Below are 14889 nucleotides of genomic sequence, written 5' to 3'. Positions count from 1 at the left end.
CAGGTGGTTGGTCGGTTCGTCGAGCAGCAGCAGGTCGGAACGGCACACCAGCGCCTGCGCCAGGTTGAGGCGCATGCGCCAGCCGCCGGAGAAGTCGCGCACCGGGCTTTGCAGCTGTTCGTTGGAGAAGCCGAGCCCGTGCAGCAGGCTGGCGGCGCGGGAGCGGATGGTCCAGGCGTCGATGGCGTCCAGCTTGCCGTGCAGGGTGGCGATGGCGTGGCCGTCGTTGCGATCGTTGGCCGCCTGCAATTCGGCTTCGAGTTGGCGAAACTCGCGGTCGCCGTCGATAACATACTCGATTGCCGGCACGTCCAGCGCCGGTGTCTCCTGGTTGACCCAGGCCAGCGCCCAGTTGCCGGGGAAGGTGAAGCTGCCGCCGTCCGCCGCGATCTCGCCCTTCAGCAGCGACAGCAGCGTGGATTTGCCGCAGCCGTTTTTACCCACCAGGCCGACCTTCTGACCTGGATTAACCGTCGCCGTGGCGTTGTCCAGCAGGACGCGGATGCCGCGTCGGATTTGTAGCGAGGAGAATACAATCATAAAGCGCCGTATGTTCAGAGTATGTTAAATTATCATTAAGGTAACAGAACGCGCACCGCGCGCTGTTTTTGTCTTTGCGATGCATGGTAACGGAAAACCGCTACCCTGACGACGCTTTGGAGGGGAATGATGTCGCAGCCGCCCAAGGTCTTGCTGCTGTATGCCCATCCGGAATCCCATGACTCGGTGGCGAACCGGGTTTTGCTTCGACCGGCGCAGCAGTTGGAACATGTCACCGTGCACGATCTCTACGCGCACTACCCCGATTTTTTTATCGATATCCATCACGAACAACAGCTGCTGCGTGAGCATCAGGTCATCGTGTTTCAACACCCCCTGTATACCTACAGCTGCCCGGCGCTGCTGAAGGAGTGGCTGGATCGCGTGCTGTCGCGCGGCTTTGCCAGCGGCGTGGGCGGCAATGCGCTGGCGGGCAAATACTGGCGTTCGGTGATCACCACCGGCGAACCGGAAGGCGCCTACCGCACCGGCGGTTATAACCACTACCCGATGGAAGATATTCTGCGGCCATTCGAGCTGACCGCCGGGATGTGCCATATGCATTGGCTGACGCCGTTCGTGGTGTATTGGGCGCGGCGGCAAAAGCCGGAGGTGCTGCGTAGCCATGCGGACGCCTACGGCGAGTGGCTGAGCCACCCGCTGCCACGCGGAGGGCGGTGAGCATGGAAGGATCGACCTTACTGACCGCCATTTTACTGTTCCTGTTCGCTGCGGTGGTGACGGTGCCGATCGCCCGTCGCCTGGGGATCGGCGCGGTGCTGGGCTATCTGATCGCCGGCATCGCCATCGGCCCCTGGGGATTGGGCTTCATTCGCGACGTCGACGAGATCCTGCACTTCTCCGAGCTGGGCGTGGTGTTCCTGATGTTCATCATCGGTCTGGAGCTGAACCCCAGCAAGCTGTGGGAGCTGCGGCGTTCGATCTTCGGCGCCGGCGCCGGCCAGGTGTTGATCACCGCGGCGGTGCTGGGCGCGTTACTGTACCTGACGCACTTCGCCTGGCAGGCGGCGGTGATCGGCGGCGTCGGCCTGGCGATGTCTTCCACCGCCATGGCGCTGCAGCTGATGCGCGAGAAGGGCATGAACCGCAACGAAGGGGGGCAGCTCGGCTTCTCGGTGCTGCTGTTCCAGGATATGGCGGTGATCCCGGCGCTGGCGCTGATCCCGATTCTGGCCGGCGCCGGCGGCACCAGCGACGACTGGGCGAAGATCGCGCTCAAGGTGGCGGCGTTCGGCGGCATGCTGATCGGCGGTCGTTTCCTGCTGCGGCCGCTGTTCCGCTATATCGCCGCTTCCGGCGTGCGCGAGATCTTCACCGCCGCGGCGCTGTTGCTGGTGCTCGGCTCGGCGCTGTTTATGGAAGCGCTCGGCCTGTCGATGGCGCTCGGCACCTTCATTGCCGGGGTGCTGCTGGCGGAGAGCGAATACCGCCACGAGCTGGAAATCTCCATCGAGCCGTTTAAAGGGCTGCTGCTGGGGTTGTTCTTTATCTCGGTGGGCATGGTGTTGAATATCGGCGTACTCTACACCCATCTGGCCGAGGTGTTGATCGGCGTGCTGGTGCTGGTGACGGTCAAATCCGGCGTGCTCTACGGCGTGTCGCGCCTGTTCGGCCTGCGCAGTTCGGTGCGCCTGCAGTTCGCCGGGGTGCTCAGCCAGGGCGGTGAGTTCGCCTTCGTGCTGTTTTCGGCGGCGGGCGCCCAAAAGGTGCTGCAGCCGGATCAACTTTCTTTGCTGCTGGTGGTGGTGACGCTGTCGATGATGACCACGCCGCTGCTGATGCAGGCCATCGACCGCATTTTGGCGCGCCGCTATAACGCCAAAGACGAAGACGAGGAGACGCCGTACGTGGAAGATGACGATCCGCAGGTGATTATCGTCGGCTTCGGGCGTTTCGGCCAGGTGATCGGCCGCCTGTTGATGGCCAACAAAATGCGCATTACCGTTCTGGAGCGCGACGTCAGCGCCGTTGGCGTACTGCGGCGCTACGGCTACAAGGTTTATTACGGCGATGCCACCGAGCTGGAGCTGCTGCGCGCGGCGGGCGCCGAGAAGGCCAAGTCGATCGTGATCACCTGCAACGAGCCGGAAGACACCATGGAGATCGTGCGGCTGTGCCAGCAACACTTTCCGAACCTGAGCATTCTGGCGCGGGCGCGCGGCCGCGTGGAGGCGCATGAGTTGCTGCAGGCGGGGGGAAAACAGTTCAGCCGCGAAACCTTCTCCAGCGCGCTGGAACTGGGGCGCAAGGCGCTGATGGAGTTGGGGATGCACCCGCATCAGGCCTTCCGCGCCCAGCAGCATTTCCGCCGCCTGGATATGCGCATGCTGCGTGAACTGATGCCGCCGCATCAGGGCGATGTGGCGCAAATTTCCCGCGTGAAAGAGGCGCGGCGCGAGCTGGAAGAGCTGTTCCATCGCGAAATGCAAAAAGAAAGCCGCCAATTCGACGGCTGGGACGAATACGAATAAGCGGGAGCATAACGATGTCTGCAACACGTAAAAGATTTATCGCCGGGGCGGTGTGCCCGAGCTGTAGCGCCATGGATACGCTGGCGGTATGGCGGGAGGATCAGGTGGAGGTGGTGGAGTGCGTCAAGTGCGGCCACCATCAGCGCCAGACCGACCAACAGGTGGAAAAACACGTTCGCCCGCAAGAGCAGGTGATCGGCATTTTCCAGCCGAAGTAGCGTTTTTTTATCCCGGAGGGTACAGCGAGGCAGATTTCCGTTACAATCTGTCCGGAAAAGGCGCGCATCCCGATAACGGTGTGCGTCCTAGTAGCCAACGGTAGGAGATATCATGAAAGTAGCAAAAGACTTGGTGGTCAGCCTGGCTTACCAAGTACGTACAGAAGACGGTGTTTTGGTTGATGAGTCTCCGGTGAGCGCACCGCTGGACTATCTGCACGGGCATGGTTCTCTGATCGCAGGTCTGGAAAAAGCACTCGAAGGCCACGACGTTGGCGATCGTTTTGACGTTCACGTCGGCGCGAACGACGCGTACGGCAACTACGACGAAAACCTGGTGCAGCGCGTACCGAAAGACGTCTTCATGGGCGTTGACGAACTGCAGGTCGGCATGCGTTTCTTGGCTGACACCGATCAGGGCCCGGTACCGGTTGAAATCACCGAAGTTGACGGCGACCACGTGGTGGTTGACGGCAACCACATGCTGGCCGGCCAAAACCTGAACTTCAACGTGGAAGTTGTCGCGATCCGCGAAGCGACCGAAGAAGAACTGGCGCACGGCCACGTACACGGCGAGCACGACCATCACCACGAACACGGTGAAGGCTGCTGCGGCGGTCACGGCCACAGCCACGATCACGACCATGGTCACGACCACGGTAAAGGTGGTTGCGGTAACGGCGGCTGCGGCTGCCACTAAGCAGAGCGCAGTGACGAGACAAGAGGGCGGCCATCGGCTGCCCTTTTTTATGCGCGGCGCACCGGGCGCCGAACGGTACAACAGGACATGCCATGGCCACCATGAAAGACGTTGCGCGCCGCGCCGGCGTTTCCACGGCTACCGTCAGCCGGGTGATCAATAATACCGCCTACGTTGAACCGGTGACCCGCGAACGCGTCGAGAAAGCGATGCGCGAGTTTAACTACCATCGCAACGCCGCCGCGCTGGCGCTGGCGAAAAGAAGCGGCAATATGCTGGGATTGCTGACCGGCAACCTCGACGATCCATTTTTTTCACGCCTGGCGCGGGGCGTGGAAGACATCACGCGGCAGGCCGGCGTGCGGTTGATGTTGTGCAGCGGCGGGCATCAGGCCGAGCTGGAAAAAAGCGGCCTCGATTTTCTCATCAACCAGGGATGCGAAGCCATCGTGGCGCACGTCACGCGCATGGGGGAGGAGGAGCTGCTGCGCTACGCCGCCCACACGCCTGCGCTGGTGCTGATCAATCGTTATCTGCCCGCCATCGCCAACCGTTGCATCTGGCTCGACAACGCCAATGCGGCGCAGACGGCGACCGAGTTGCTCATACGCCAGGGGCATCGGAGAATTGCCTGCGTGACGGCGGATCTGCCGATAGACGACCGCGCGCAGCGGTTAGCGGGTTACCGTAAGGCCATGGCCGCCGCCGGCATTGAGGTACCCGGCAGCTGGATCATCAGCGTGCCCTTCAACGAGCGAGGGGGCGAACTGGCGGCCGAGCGCGTGCTGGCCAGCGACCCACGCTTCACTGCCGCAGTGACCTTCAACGACGTGATGGCCGCCGGCATGATGCGCACCTGCCACCAACGGCACATTCAGCTGCCTGAGGCGCTGTCGATCGTCGGTTTTGACGACATTGCCTTGGCGAAGTATCTCCACCCCGCGTTGACCACCGTGCATTATCCCATCGAGAAAATGGCTCGGCGTGCCGCGCGCCTGGCGCTACAGATTCACAGCGGCAGCGACGTCGCGCCACGAAACAACCGCTTTTCGGCCGAACTTATCCTGCGAGACTCAGTCGCCGACGGCGAACCGCATGAGCAAAGCAAGCGCGGCGAATGAGAGACGGCTCACACAACGCCATCTCATGAAACCGATTACATGGCCGGTTGCCTGCGCTCACATCCTCCAATTACCGAAGCCATTACGCTGTTGCAGTACCCCATCTTCAACAGGAGCCGTATATGGATAATAAGAAAACGCTCAACCTTGGGCTGGCGACGCTGCCGATTGTGGCCATGCTGTTGCTGCTCATCATCGGCTATGGCCAGTTTGGTCTGCGCATTGAACCGCTGCTGCTGGTTTCCGCCGCCATTGCCGCGGCGTTAGCCTGGTGGCAAGGCTACCGCTGGGACGACATCATCGAGGCCATCGTGGCCAAGCTGGCGAAGGCGATGCCGGTGATCATGATCCTGATCTGCGTGGGCGGCCTGATCGGCACTTGGATGATCAGCGGCACAATTCCTTACATGGTGTATTGGGGGCTGAAGCTGATCAGCCCGCAATACATTCTGATCGCCGCGTTCTTCATCACCAGCGTGATCTCGGTGTGCACCGGCACCTCGTGGGGGGCGGCCGGCACCGTGGGCGTGGCGCTGATGGGCGTGGCCGCCGGTCTGGACGTGCCGCTGGCCGCCGCGGCCGGGGCGGTGGTGTCCGGCGCTTACTTCGGCGACAAAATTTCGCCGTTGTCCGATTCGACGAACTTCGCGGCTATCGTTGCGGATACCGATCTCTACAGCCATATCCAGCATCTGATGTACACGACGCTGCCGAGTTTTATCCTGGCCGCCGTGGTGTACCTGATCGCCGGCCACACCGGTGCGGTGGGCAGTGTGGCAACGCCCGAAAAAGTGACCGAAATTGTCGGTGCGCTGGAGGGGCTGTACCACTTCAATCTGCTGCTGATCCTGCCGCCGGTGCTGGTGCTGTGGGGCGCGGTGACCAAACGGCCGGTGATCCCCGTCATGCTGGCCGCCTGCGCGCTGGCGATCGCCATCGGCATCGCGCTGCAGGGCTTTAGCCTGCAGCAGGGGCTGAATGCGTTGATGGACGGCTTCAATCTGTCGATGTTCGCCACTCAGGGCCATAACGTCGAAGGGATCGTCGCCGATGTGCCGCGCCTGCTGAACCGCGGCGGCATGTTCTCGATGATGAGTACGATCCTGCTGGTGTTCTGCGCCTTTTCCTTCGCCGGCGCCCTGACGCTGACCGGCGCGCTGACGGTGATCATCAGCCGGCTGCTGAAAGTGGTGCACACCACCGGCCAGCTGATCGCCGCCACCGTTGCCACCACTATCCTGGTGACCGGCGCGACCAGCGACGGCAAGCTGGCGCTGCTGATCCCGGCGGAGCTGTTCAAAGGGGCCTATCGACGCATGGGGCTGGACAACAAAAATCTGTCGCGCACCGTCGAAGATGCGGGCACCGTCATCGAACCGCTGATCCCGTGGACGGCCGCCGGCATTTACATGGCCACCACGCTGGGGGTCAGCACCCTCGATCTGCTGCCGTGGGCGATCCAATGTTATGCCGCGGTGGTGTTCGCCCTGATTTATGGGTTCACCGGCTTCGGTATCGCCAAACTCCAACCTCAGAACGACTTGCAGCGTAAGGAAGCCTGACATGACGAGTCATTTCAACGCCATCATCGATCGCCACAACACCGGCTCCGTGAAGTGGGACTTCATCGACCGCTATCTGCAACTGGACGGCAGTGAACTGTTGCCGATGTGGGTGTCCGATTTCGACTTTCCGTGCCCGCCGGAGGTGCAGCAGGCACTGCATCAGCGGGTGGACCACGGCGTCTTTGGCTACAGCGAACGCGACGACGCTTACTATGAGGCGGCGATCGACTGGTTTGCCAAGCGGCACGGCTTGCCGCTGCGGCGCGAATGGTTCACGTCGATTGAAGGGGTAGTGCCGGGGTTGGCGATGCTGATCCAACTGCTCAGCAAGCCGGGGGATGGCGTGGTGGTGCAGGGGCCGTACTATGGCTCGTTCGCCAAGATAGTCACCATGAACGGCAGAGAGGTGATTGAAAACCCGCTGCTGGAAACCCCGCAGGGATACCGGATCGATTTCGACCAGCTGGCCGCCTGCCTGGCGCAGCGTAAACCGCCGCTGTTGTTGCTGTGCAATCCGCACAACCCGACCGGCCGTTGCTGGCGCCGCGAGGAACTGGAGCGGCTCATGGCGCTCTGCCACGCCCACGACGTCACGGTGATCTCCGATGAAATTTGGGCCGACCTGCTGCTGCCCGGCGAGACGTTTACGTCGGTGTTGCATCTGGGTGAGGAATATCGCGAGCGGGTAATTGCGGCGACGTCCGCCAGCAAAACGTTCGGCCTCTCCTCGCTGCGCATTTCGAATTTCCTGATCCCCAACGCCCGGCTTCGGCAGGCGTTTGTCGATCGGCTGAACGCCCACGGGCTGGATGTGTTCAACGCGCTGTCGATGACGGCGGCGACCGCGGCCTATCAACGGGGCGCTGCCTGGCTTGATGAGCTGCTCGACTACCTGGCGGAGAACCGGTGTTGGTTTAAGCAGGCGCTGGCGGACGCCGCACCCTGGTGCACGATGACCCAGGCTGAAGGAACCTATCTCGCCTGGCTGGATTGCCGCTCGCTGGGTTTGAACGATGCTGACTTGCAGCAGGCGCTGGTGGCGGTGGCGAAGCTGGCGCCGTCGATGGGCAGCGGTTTCGGCCCTCAGGGGAGCGGTTTTATCCGTATCAACCTGGGGTGCCCGCGCCGGTATCTCGAGCGTGCCGTCGCAGGGCTGGCACGCCTGAAATAACCGCATGGCAGGCCCTCAATAGTGCGGCGGAGGCGTTTCTTCCGATTGCGAGGCGATCATTGAGGTTTGGGTCGAGCGCAGCTTGTCGGTCAACATGCGCAGATGTTCGCGCATCTTCAGCATTTCCATTTGATGCTGGATGACGGTCTGGTTGAGCTCTTCGATGGTGAGCTCTTGGAAGGCCTGACGGCTCTCCAGTTCTTCAAGCCGCTGTAGCAGGCGTTGAGTGTCGGCGTTGTGCATGAGGGTACCTCTGACGCGATAAAATCCTGATTCGGCGCTATGGTAACAGCTGGCGCCGGGTTTGCTCGCGCTATTTCTCCAGACGGCGCGCAACGTTGCGATCGGCAGTGTAAAGTGCTGAAAAGTTGCGCGCTCGATACGCCGTTTTTTGCTAACCTCGCCGAATATTCTGCAAGAAAAATCTGATTTATCATGCGAGTAGCACGCGGTGGGAAACTTCTTGGCAAAGCGGGAGTCACACTTTGACTCGATTGGTTACCTGTGCGACTGTTTTGTTTTGTTTCAGGCAGCTATAGTAGCCCGGTTATCTTACCTAATGATTGTTTGGGGCATTGCTTCAGACACTGGAGAAATGGATGAAATCTTTGTTTAAAGTCACGCTTCTGGCAACCACCATGGCTTTTGCTCTGAATGCGACCCAGGTCATGGCAGCCGATGCCGCCAAACCGGCAGAAGCCGCTAAACCAGCGGACGCGGCAGCAGCACCGAGCACCGGCAAGTTCAAAAACGACGACGAGCAAGCGGCTTACGCACTGGGCGCCTCTCTCGGCCGTTACATGGACAACTCTCTGAAAGAGCAAGAGAAGCTGGGCATCAAGCTGGACAAAGATCAGCTGATCGCTGGCGTTCAGGACGCGTTCGCCAACAAGAGCAAGTTGAACGATGCCGACATCGAGAAGACCCTGCAGGGCTTCGAAGCGCGCGTGAAGGCTTCCGCTCAGGCGAAGATGGAACAGGACGCCAAGGACAACGAAACCAAAGGCGCCAAGTACCGCGACAGCTTCGCTAAAGAAAAAGGCGTGAAGAAAACCGAATCCGGCCTGCTGTACCAGGTAGAGAAACCGGGCGCGGGTGAAGCACCGAAAGACAGCGACACCGTGGTAGTTAACTACAAAGGCACCCTGACCGACGGTACCGAGTTCGATAACTCCTACACCCGCGGCGAGCCGCTGTCGTTCCGTCTGGACGGCGTGATCCCAGGCTGGACCGAAGGCCTGAAGCACATCAAGAAAGGCGGCAAAATCAAGCTGGTGATCCCACCGGCGCTGGCCTACGGTAAAACCGGCGTTCCGGGCATCCCGGCTAACTCCACGCTGGTCTTTGACGTTGAGCTGCTGGACGTGAAAGCGGCGCCGAAAGCCGACGCTAAAGCCGAAAAACCGGCTGACGCGAAAGCCGCTACCAAAGCGAAATAACATCGTCGTTCTGTTTGCCACCGCCGCGGATGCCCTCCGCGGCGGTTTTCATTTCGGCAGCCGCCGTCTCTCTCTCCATTGAACGCTTGACGCCTGCCGGGCATCGGGCTTAACGTCAATACCACGCGCAAACGCAAGGACTTTGCTCCGGCCGCTTTGCTAGACTAATAATTCTGATTTATCAGTCATGCGTCTGCCCCTTAGGGCGTGTACCTAAAATTGTTCCCGGCCGCCTCGCCCGCGGATGTCATCGTGCCGTTTGATGCCGCTCTCAGCCGGCCGCGCTGCGGCGTGCCGACGACGGCAGCGATCCGGTCCGAGCGGTTTTAGCTGCGCCCCCTGGCACAGGCGATCTATGAGGGTGGTATCTTCGATGTCGAATTCGCTTTTATCCAGCGAAGCCAGCGAACTTGATTTGCTGAATGAACGTCCGTTTACTCAAACGGATCATGAAATCCTGAAATCCTATGAAGCGGTGGTCGACGGGTTGGCGATGTTGATCGGCGGCCACTGCGAGATCGTACTGCACGCGCTGGAAGACCTGAACAGCTCAGCGGTACGCATCGCCAACGGTGAACATACCGGACGTAAAATCGGCTCGCCGATCACCGATCTGGCGCTGCGCATGTTGCACGACATGGCCGGCGACGACAGCAGCGTGTCGAAAGCCTACTTTACCCGCGCCAAGAGCGGCGTGTTGATGAAGTCGGTGACCATCGCCATTCGCAATCGCGAGCAGCGGGTGATCGGCTTGCTGTGCATCAATATGAACCTCGACGTGCCGTTCTCGCAGATCATGCAGACCTTTATGCCGCCGGCCACGCAGGACGTACCGTCGTCGGTGAATTTCGCTTCTTCCGTCGACGATCTGGTGGCGCAGACGCTGGAGTTCACCATTGAAGAGGTGAACGCCGACCGCTCGGTGTCCAATAACGCCAAGAATCGCCAGGTGGTGCTCAATCTCTATGAGAAAGGCATCTTCGACATTAAGGATGCGATCAACCAGGTGGCGGATCGCCTGAATATCTCCAAACACACCGTGTATCTGTATATCCGCCAGTTCAAGAGCGGCGATCTGTTGGGAAGCGACCGTTGATGCTTGATTATTGTCTGTTGGTCACCGGCCCGGCTTACGGCACGCAGCAGGCCAGCAGCGCCTATCAGTTCGCTCAGGCTTTGCTGGCGAAAGGGCACCGGCTTTCCAGCGTTTTTTTCTACCGTGAAGGGGTGTTGAACGCCAACCAGCTGACCGCGCCGGCCAGCGACGAGTTCGACCTGGTGCGCGGCTGGACGCAGCTGGCGCAGCAACATGGCGTGGCGCTCAACGTCTGCGTTGCTGCTGCGCTGCGCCGTGGCGTCACCGACGACCAGGAGGCGGCGCAACAGGGGCTGGCAAGCGCCAACCTGCAGCCTGGCTTTACCCTGAGCGGGTTGGGTTCCCTGGCCGAAGCGTCGCTGAGTTGCGACCGTCTGGTGCAGTTCTGAGGATATGATGAAACGAGTCGCTTTTGTTTTCACCCACGGGCCGCACGGCGGCGCCGGCGGCAGGGAAGGGCTGGATGCGCTGCTCGCCACGTCGGCGCTCAGCGAAGACTTGGGGGTGTTTTTTGTCGGCGATGGCGTATTGCAGCTGTTGCCGGGCCAGCAACCGGAAAAGATTTTGGCGCGCAATTACATTGCCACCTTCGGCGTGCTGCCGCTGTATGACGTGGAGCGCTGCTATCTGTGCCAGGCTTCGCTGCAGGAGCGTGGGCTGAGCCAGGTGACCGATTGGGTGCTGGATGCGGAAGTGCTGGCGCCGGACGAACTGCGCCGCGAACTGGCCGGCTACGACGCCGTGATGACGTTTTAGGATCCTCTGATGCTGTATACCCTGAGCCATTCGCCAAACCAATGTGACTTACCTGCGCTGCTGCGCCTGACGGCAGAGGGCGACGCGCTGCTGCTGCTGCAGGACGGCGTGCTTGCCGGCCTTGCCGGCAGCGCCCATCTTGAATTGCTGCTCGCCGCCCCCATATCCCTTTACGCGCTGCAGGACGACCTGGAAGCCCGGGGATTGGTTGGTCATTTTTCGCACAAAATCACTGTCGTCGGCTATAATCACTTCGTTGAATTAACCGAACAACACCGCAGCCAAATGGCCTGGTAATGAGAGTGATGTTGTATATTTCTTGACACCCATACTGGTCAGCCCTAAAATTCTGCGTCCTCGTACTTTGCCAGTAGTGCATACGAGGGGATTTATCACATGTTTACGAAGCTAGTACGAAGCAAAAACCAGGAGCTTTTTTAATGGCAACAATTAACCAGCTGGTTCGCAAACCACGCTCTGTGAAGGCTGCTAAAAGCAACGTTCCAGCGCTGGAAGCCTGCCCGCAGAAACGTGGCGTATGCACCCGCGTATACACCACTACCCCGAAAAAACCAAACTCCGCACTGCGTAAAGTTTGCCGTGTGCGTTTGACCAACGGTTTCGAAGTGACCTCCTACATCGGTGGCGAAGGCCACAACCTGCAGGAACACTCCGTAATCCTGATCCGTGGCGGTCGTGTAAAAGACCTGCCAGGTGTGCGTTACCACACCGTCCGTGGTGCACTTGACTGCTCCGGTGTTAAAGACCGTAAGCAAGCTCGTTCCAAGTACGGTGTGAAGAAGCCAAAGGCTTAATGGTTCTCCGTTAAGTAAGGCCAAACGTTTTAACTTTAATGTCAAAATAAACTCGTAGAGTTTTGGACAATCCTGAATTAACAACGGAGTATTTCCATGCCACGTCGTCGCGTAATCGGCCAACGTAAAATCCTGCCAGATCCTAAGTTCGGATCTGAGCTGCTGGCCAAATTTGTAAATATCCTGATGGTAGACGGTAAAAAATCTACTGCAGAAGCAATCGTCTATACCGCGCTGGAGACCCTGGCTCAGCGTTCTGGTAAAGATCACCTGGAAGCTTTCGAAGTCGCTCTCGACAACGTTCGCCCGACTGTAGAAGTTAAGTCGCGTCGCGTTGGCGGTTCTACTTATCAGGTACCAGTTGAAGTCCGCCCGGTTCGTCGTAATGCTCTGGCAATGCGTTGGATCGTTGATGCTGCACGTAAACGCGGTGATAAATCCATGGCTCTGCGCCTGGCGAACGAGCTGTCTGACGCAGCAGAGAACAAAGGTTCTGCTGTTAAGAAGCGTGAAGACGTTCACCGTATGGCCGAAGCCAACAAGGCGTTCGCCCACTACCGCTGGTAATCACCCGGCTGTAGTCATGCTAACCAAGCGGGCGCGTCAAATCGGCCCGCTTGGGTTAACTGAACTTGAACGCCCTAGGAATAGAGGAATCAAATGGCTCGTACAACACCCATTGCACGCTACCGCAACATCGGTATCAGTGCTCACATCGACGCCGGTAAAACCACCACTACCGAACGTATTCTGTTCTACACCGGTGTAAACCACAAAATCGGTGAAGTTCATGACGGCGCTGCCACCATGGACTGGATGGAACAGGAGCAGGAGCGTGGTATTACCATCACTTCTGCAGCGACTACTGCTTTCTGGTCTGGTATGGCCAAGCAGTTCGAACCGCATCGCGTAAACATCATCGACACCCCAGGGCACGTTGACTTCACCATCGAAGTAGAACGTTCCATGCGTGTGCTGGATGGCGCGGTAATGGTTTACTGTGCTGTTGGTGGTGTTCAGCCACAGTCTGAAACCGTATGGCGTCAGGCTAACAAATACAAAGTGCCACGTATCGCGTTCGTTAACAAAATGGACCGTATGGGTGCTAACTTCCTGAAAGTTGTTGGCCAGATCAAATCTCGTCTGGGCGCTAACCCTGTTCCTCTGCAGCTGGCTATCGGCGCAGAAGACAAATTCACCGGCGTTATCGACCTGGTGAAGATGAAGGCGATCAACTGGAACGAAGAAGACGCAGGCGTAACCTTCGAATACGAAGACGTGCCGGCTGACATGATGGATCTGGCTGAAGAATGGCGCCAGAACCTGATCGAGTCCGCTGCGGAAGCTTCCGAAGAGCTGATGGAAAAATACTTGGGTGGCGAAGAGCTGACCGAGGAAGAAATCAAATCCGCTCTGCGTCAGCGCGTGCTGAACAACGAAATCATCCTGGTTACCTGTGGTTCTGCGTTCAAGAACAAGGGCGTGCAGGCGATGCTGGATGCGGTAATCGAATACCTGCCGGCACCAACTGACGTTCCTGCGATCAACGGTATCCTGGACGACGGTAAAGACACTCCGGCTGAGCGTCACGCAAGTGATGAAGAGCCGTTCTCTGCTCTGGCGTTCAAAATCGCTACCGACCCGTTCGTAGGTAACTTGACCTTCTTCCGCGTGTACTCCGGCGTTGTTAACTCCGGCGACACCGTGCTGAACTCCGTTAAGTCTGCGCGCGAGCGTTTCGGCCGTATCGTTCAGATGCACGCCAACAAGCGTGAAGAGATCAAAGAAGTTCGCGCAGGCGACATCGCCGCTGCGATCGGTCTGAAAGACGTGACCACCGGGGACACCCTGTGTGATCCAGACTCTCCAATCATCCTGGAGCGTATGGAATTCCCTGAGCCGGTAATCTCTATCGCCGTTGAACCGAAAACCAAAGCTGACCAGGAAAAAATGGGTCTGGCTCTGGGCCGTCTGGCTAAAGAAGACCCGTCATTCCGCGTATGGACTGACGAAGAGTCTAACCAGACCATCATCGCCGGTATGGGTGAACTGCACCTCGACATCATCGTTGACCGCATGAAGCGTGAATTCAACGTTGAAGCTAACGTGGGCAAACCTCAGGTAGCTTACCGCGAAGCGATTCGCGCGAAGATTACCGATGTTGAAGGTAAGCACGCCAAGCAGTCTGGTGGTCGCGGTCAGTACGGTCACGTTGTGATCGACATGTACCCACTGGAGCCGGGCTCTAACCCGAAAGGTTACGAGTTCATCAACGACATCAAAGGCGGCGTAATTCCTGGCGAATACATCCCTGCCGTTGATAAAGGCATCCAGGAGCAGCTGAAGTCTGGTCCGTTGGCTGGTTACCCGGTAGTAGACATGGGTATTCGTCTGCACTTCGGTTCTTACCACGACGTTGACTCCTCTGAACTGGCGTTTAAACTGGCCGCGTCTATCGCCTTTAAAGAAGGCTTTAAGAAAGCGAAACCAGTTCTGCTTGAGCCTATCATGAAGGTTGAAGTTGAGACTCCAGAAGAGAACACCGGTGACGTTATCGGTGACTTGAGCCGTCGTCGCGGCATGCTGCGCGGTCAGGAATCTGAAGTGACTGGCGTTAAGATCCACGCTGAAGTACCGTTGTCCGAAATGTTCGGCTACGCAACTCAGCTGCGTTCTCTGACTAAAGGTCGCGCATCATACACCATGGAATTCCTGAAGTATGATGATGCACCGAACAACGTCGCTCAGGCCGTAATCGAAGCCCGTGGCAAATAAGCCGCAGGGTTAAAACCAAAGTCCCGTGCTCTCTCCAGAAGGGGAGAGCGCTATAGTAAGGAATATAGCCGTGTCTAAAGAAAAATTTGAACGTACAAAACCGCACGTTAACGTTGGTACTATCGGCCACGTTGACCACGGTAAAACTACCCTGACTGCAGCGATCACCACCGTACTGGCTAAAACCTACGGCGGTTCTGC

The 14889-nt window shown here is 58.9% G+C and carries 18 protein-coding genes; 16 read left to right on the top strand and 2 right to left on the bottom strand.

Annotation, left to right across the window (positions count from 1 at the left end; genetic code table 11):
* A partial coding sequence (locus tag HMPREF3138_RS27190) for an ATP-binding cassette domain-containing protein (protein WP_126207756.1) occupies positions 1–540 on the bottom strand: 540 nt, incomplete at its 3' end.
* A 129-nt stretch (positions 541–669) separates the two neighbouring features.
* On the opposite strand from HMPREF3138_RS27190, the gene kefG reads away from it, so the two are divergent.
* The 7 genes from kefG (at position 670) to HMPREF3138_RS16200 (ending at position 7807) form a co-directional block, all read left to right on the top strand.
* The gene (gene kefG, locus HMPREF3138_RS16230) at positions 670–1221 is read left to right on the top strand and encodes a glutathione-regulated potassium-efflux system ancillary protein KefG (RefSeq protein ID WP_033645385.1); all 552 of its coding nucleotides are present in this window, start codon (positions 670–672) and stop codon (positions 1219–1221) included.
* Positions 1222–1223: 2 nt separating this feature from the next.
* On the top strand, positions 1224–3032 hold the full coding sequence (gene kefB, locus HMPREF3138_RS16225) for a glutathione-regulated potassium-efflux system protein KefB (RefSeq protein ID WP_070559177.1): 1809 nt from the start codon (positions 1224–1226) through the stop codon (positions 3030–3032).
* Between the two features lie 14 nt (positions 3033–3046).
* Positions 3047–3250, top strand: a complete 204-nt coding sequence (locus HMPREF3138_RS16220) for a YheV family putative zinc ribbon protein (RefSeq protein WP_038878065.1) — start codon at positions 3047–3049, stop codon at positions 3248–3250.
* Positions 3251–3362: 112 nt separating this feature from the next.
* Positions 3363–3950, top strand: a complete 588-nt coding sequence (gene slyD / locus HMPREF3138_RS16215) for a peptidylprolyl isomerase (protein ID WP_038878063.1) — start codon at positions 3363–3365, stop codon at positions 3948–3950.
* Between the two features lie 92 nt (positions 3951–4042).
* A complete protein-coding gene (locus HMPREF3138_RS16210; protein ID WP_038878062.1) occupies positions 4043–5071 on the top strand; it encodes a LacI family DNA-binding transcriptional regulator in 1029 nt (342 codons plus the stop codon).
* A 122-nt stretch (positions 5072–5193) separates the two neighbouring features.
* Positions 5194–6633, top strand: a complete 1440-nt coding sequence (gene nhaC, locus HMPREF3138_RS16205) for a Na+/H+ antiporter NhaC (RefSeq protein WP_038878060.1) — start codon at positions 5194–5196, stop codon at positions 6631–6633.
* A gap of 1 nt (position 6634) precedes the next feature.
* Positions 6635–7807, top strand: coding sequence for a MalY/PatB family protein (locus HMPREF3138_RS16200; RefSeq protein ID WP_038878058.1), 1173 nt, complete (start codon positions 6635–6637; stop codon positions 7805–7807).
* 15 nt (positions 7808–7822) lie between these two features.
* On the opposite strand, the gene HMPREF3138_RS16195 is transcribed toward HMPREF3138_RS16200, so the two are convergent.
* Positions 7823–8050 carry a SlyX family protein gene (locus HMPREF3138_RS16195; RefSeq protein WP_033649297.1) on the bottom strand — a complete coding sequence of 76 codons (228 nt, stop codon included), beginning with the start codon at positions 8048–8050 and terminating at the stop codon, positions 7823–7825.
* 356 nt (positions 8051–8406) lie between these two features.
* Between HMPREF3138_RS16195 and fkpA the strand changes: the two genes are divergently transcribed.
* The 9 genes from fkpA to HMPREF3138_RS25675 form a co-directional block, all read left to right on the top strand.
* On the top strand, positions 8407–9246 hold the full coding sequence (gene fkpA / locus HMPREF3138_RS16190; RefSeq protein ID WP_038878056.1) for an FKBP-type peptidyl-prolyl cis-trans isomerase: 840 nt from the start codon (positions 8407–8409) through the stop codon (positions 9244–9246).
* Positions 9247–9619: 373 nt separating this feature from the next.
* Positions 9620–10342, top strand: coding sequence for a helix-turn-helix transcriptional regulator (locus HMPREF3138_RS16185; RefSeq protein ID WP_004930418.1), 723 nt, complete (start codon positions 9620–9622; stop codon positions 10340–10342).
* Positions 10342–10731 carry a sulfurtransferase complex subunit TusD gene (gene tusD / locus HMPREF3138_RS16180; RefSeq protein WP_038878054.1) on the top strand — a complete coding sequence of 130 codons (390 nt, stop codon included), beginning with the start codon at positions 10342–10344 and terminating at the stop codon, positions 10729–10731. Before HMPREF3138_RS16185 ends, tusD begins: the two co-directional genes overlap by 1 nt.
* A 7-nt stretch (positions 10732–10738) precedes the next feature.
* Entirely contained in the window at positions 10739–11098 is a 360-nt protein-coding gene (tusC, locus tag HMPREF3138_RS16175) for a sulfurtransferase complex subunit TusC (protein WP_033636258.1), read from the top strand.
* Between the two features lie 9 nt (positions 11099–11107).
* Positions 11108–11395: a sulfurtransferase complex subunit TusB gene (gene tusB, locus HMPREF3138_RS16170; protein WP_019456119.1), complete on the top strand. Its 288-nt coding sequence runs from the start codon at positions 11108–11110 to the stop codon at positions 11393–11395.
* Between the two features lie 143 nt (positions 11396–11538).
* The gene (rpsL, locus tag HMPREF3138_RS25680) at positions 11539–11913 is read left to right on the top strand and encodes a 30S ribosomal protein S12 (protein WP_004930426.1); all 375 of its coding nucleotides are present in this window, start codon (positions 11539–11541) and stop codon (positions 11911–11913) included.
* Between the two features lie 96 nt (positions 11914–12009).
* Entirely contained in the window at positions 12010–12480 is a 471-nt protein-coding gene (gene rpsG / locus HMPREF3138_RS16160; RefSeq protein ID WP_004956203.1) for a 30S ribosomal protein S7, read from the top strand.
* Positions 12481–12573: 93 nt separating this feature from the next.
* Positions 12574–14688 carry an elongation factor G gene (fusA, locus tag HMPREF3138_RS16155; RefSeq protein WP_038878051.1) on the top strand — a complete coding sequence of 705 codons (2115 nt, stop codon included), beginning with the start codon at positions 12574–12576 and terminating at the stop codon, positions 14686–14688.
* 70 nt (positions 14689–14758) lie between these two features.
* Positions 14759–14889, top strand: a 131-nt coding sequence (locus HMPREF3138_RS25675; protein WP_004146313.1) for a GTP-binding protein, incomplete at its 3' end; no start/stop codon positions are given.

It is taken from the genome of Serratia sp. HMSC15F11 (genome assembly GCF_001808215.1).
Classification (GTDB): domain Bacteria; phylum Pseudomonadota; class Gammaproteobacteria; order Enterobacterales; family Enterobacteriaceae; genus Serratia; species Serratia nevei.
Note: the sequence above shows the minus strand (reverse complement) of the source record. Positions and strands in the feature narration are given on the sequence as shown.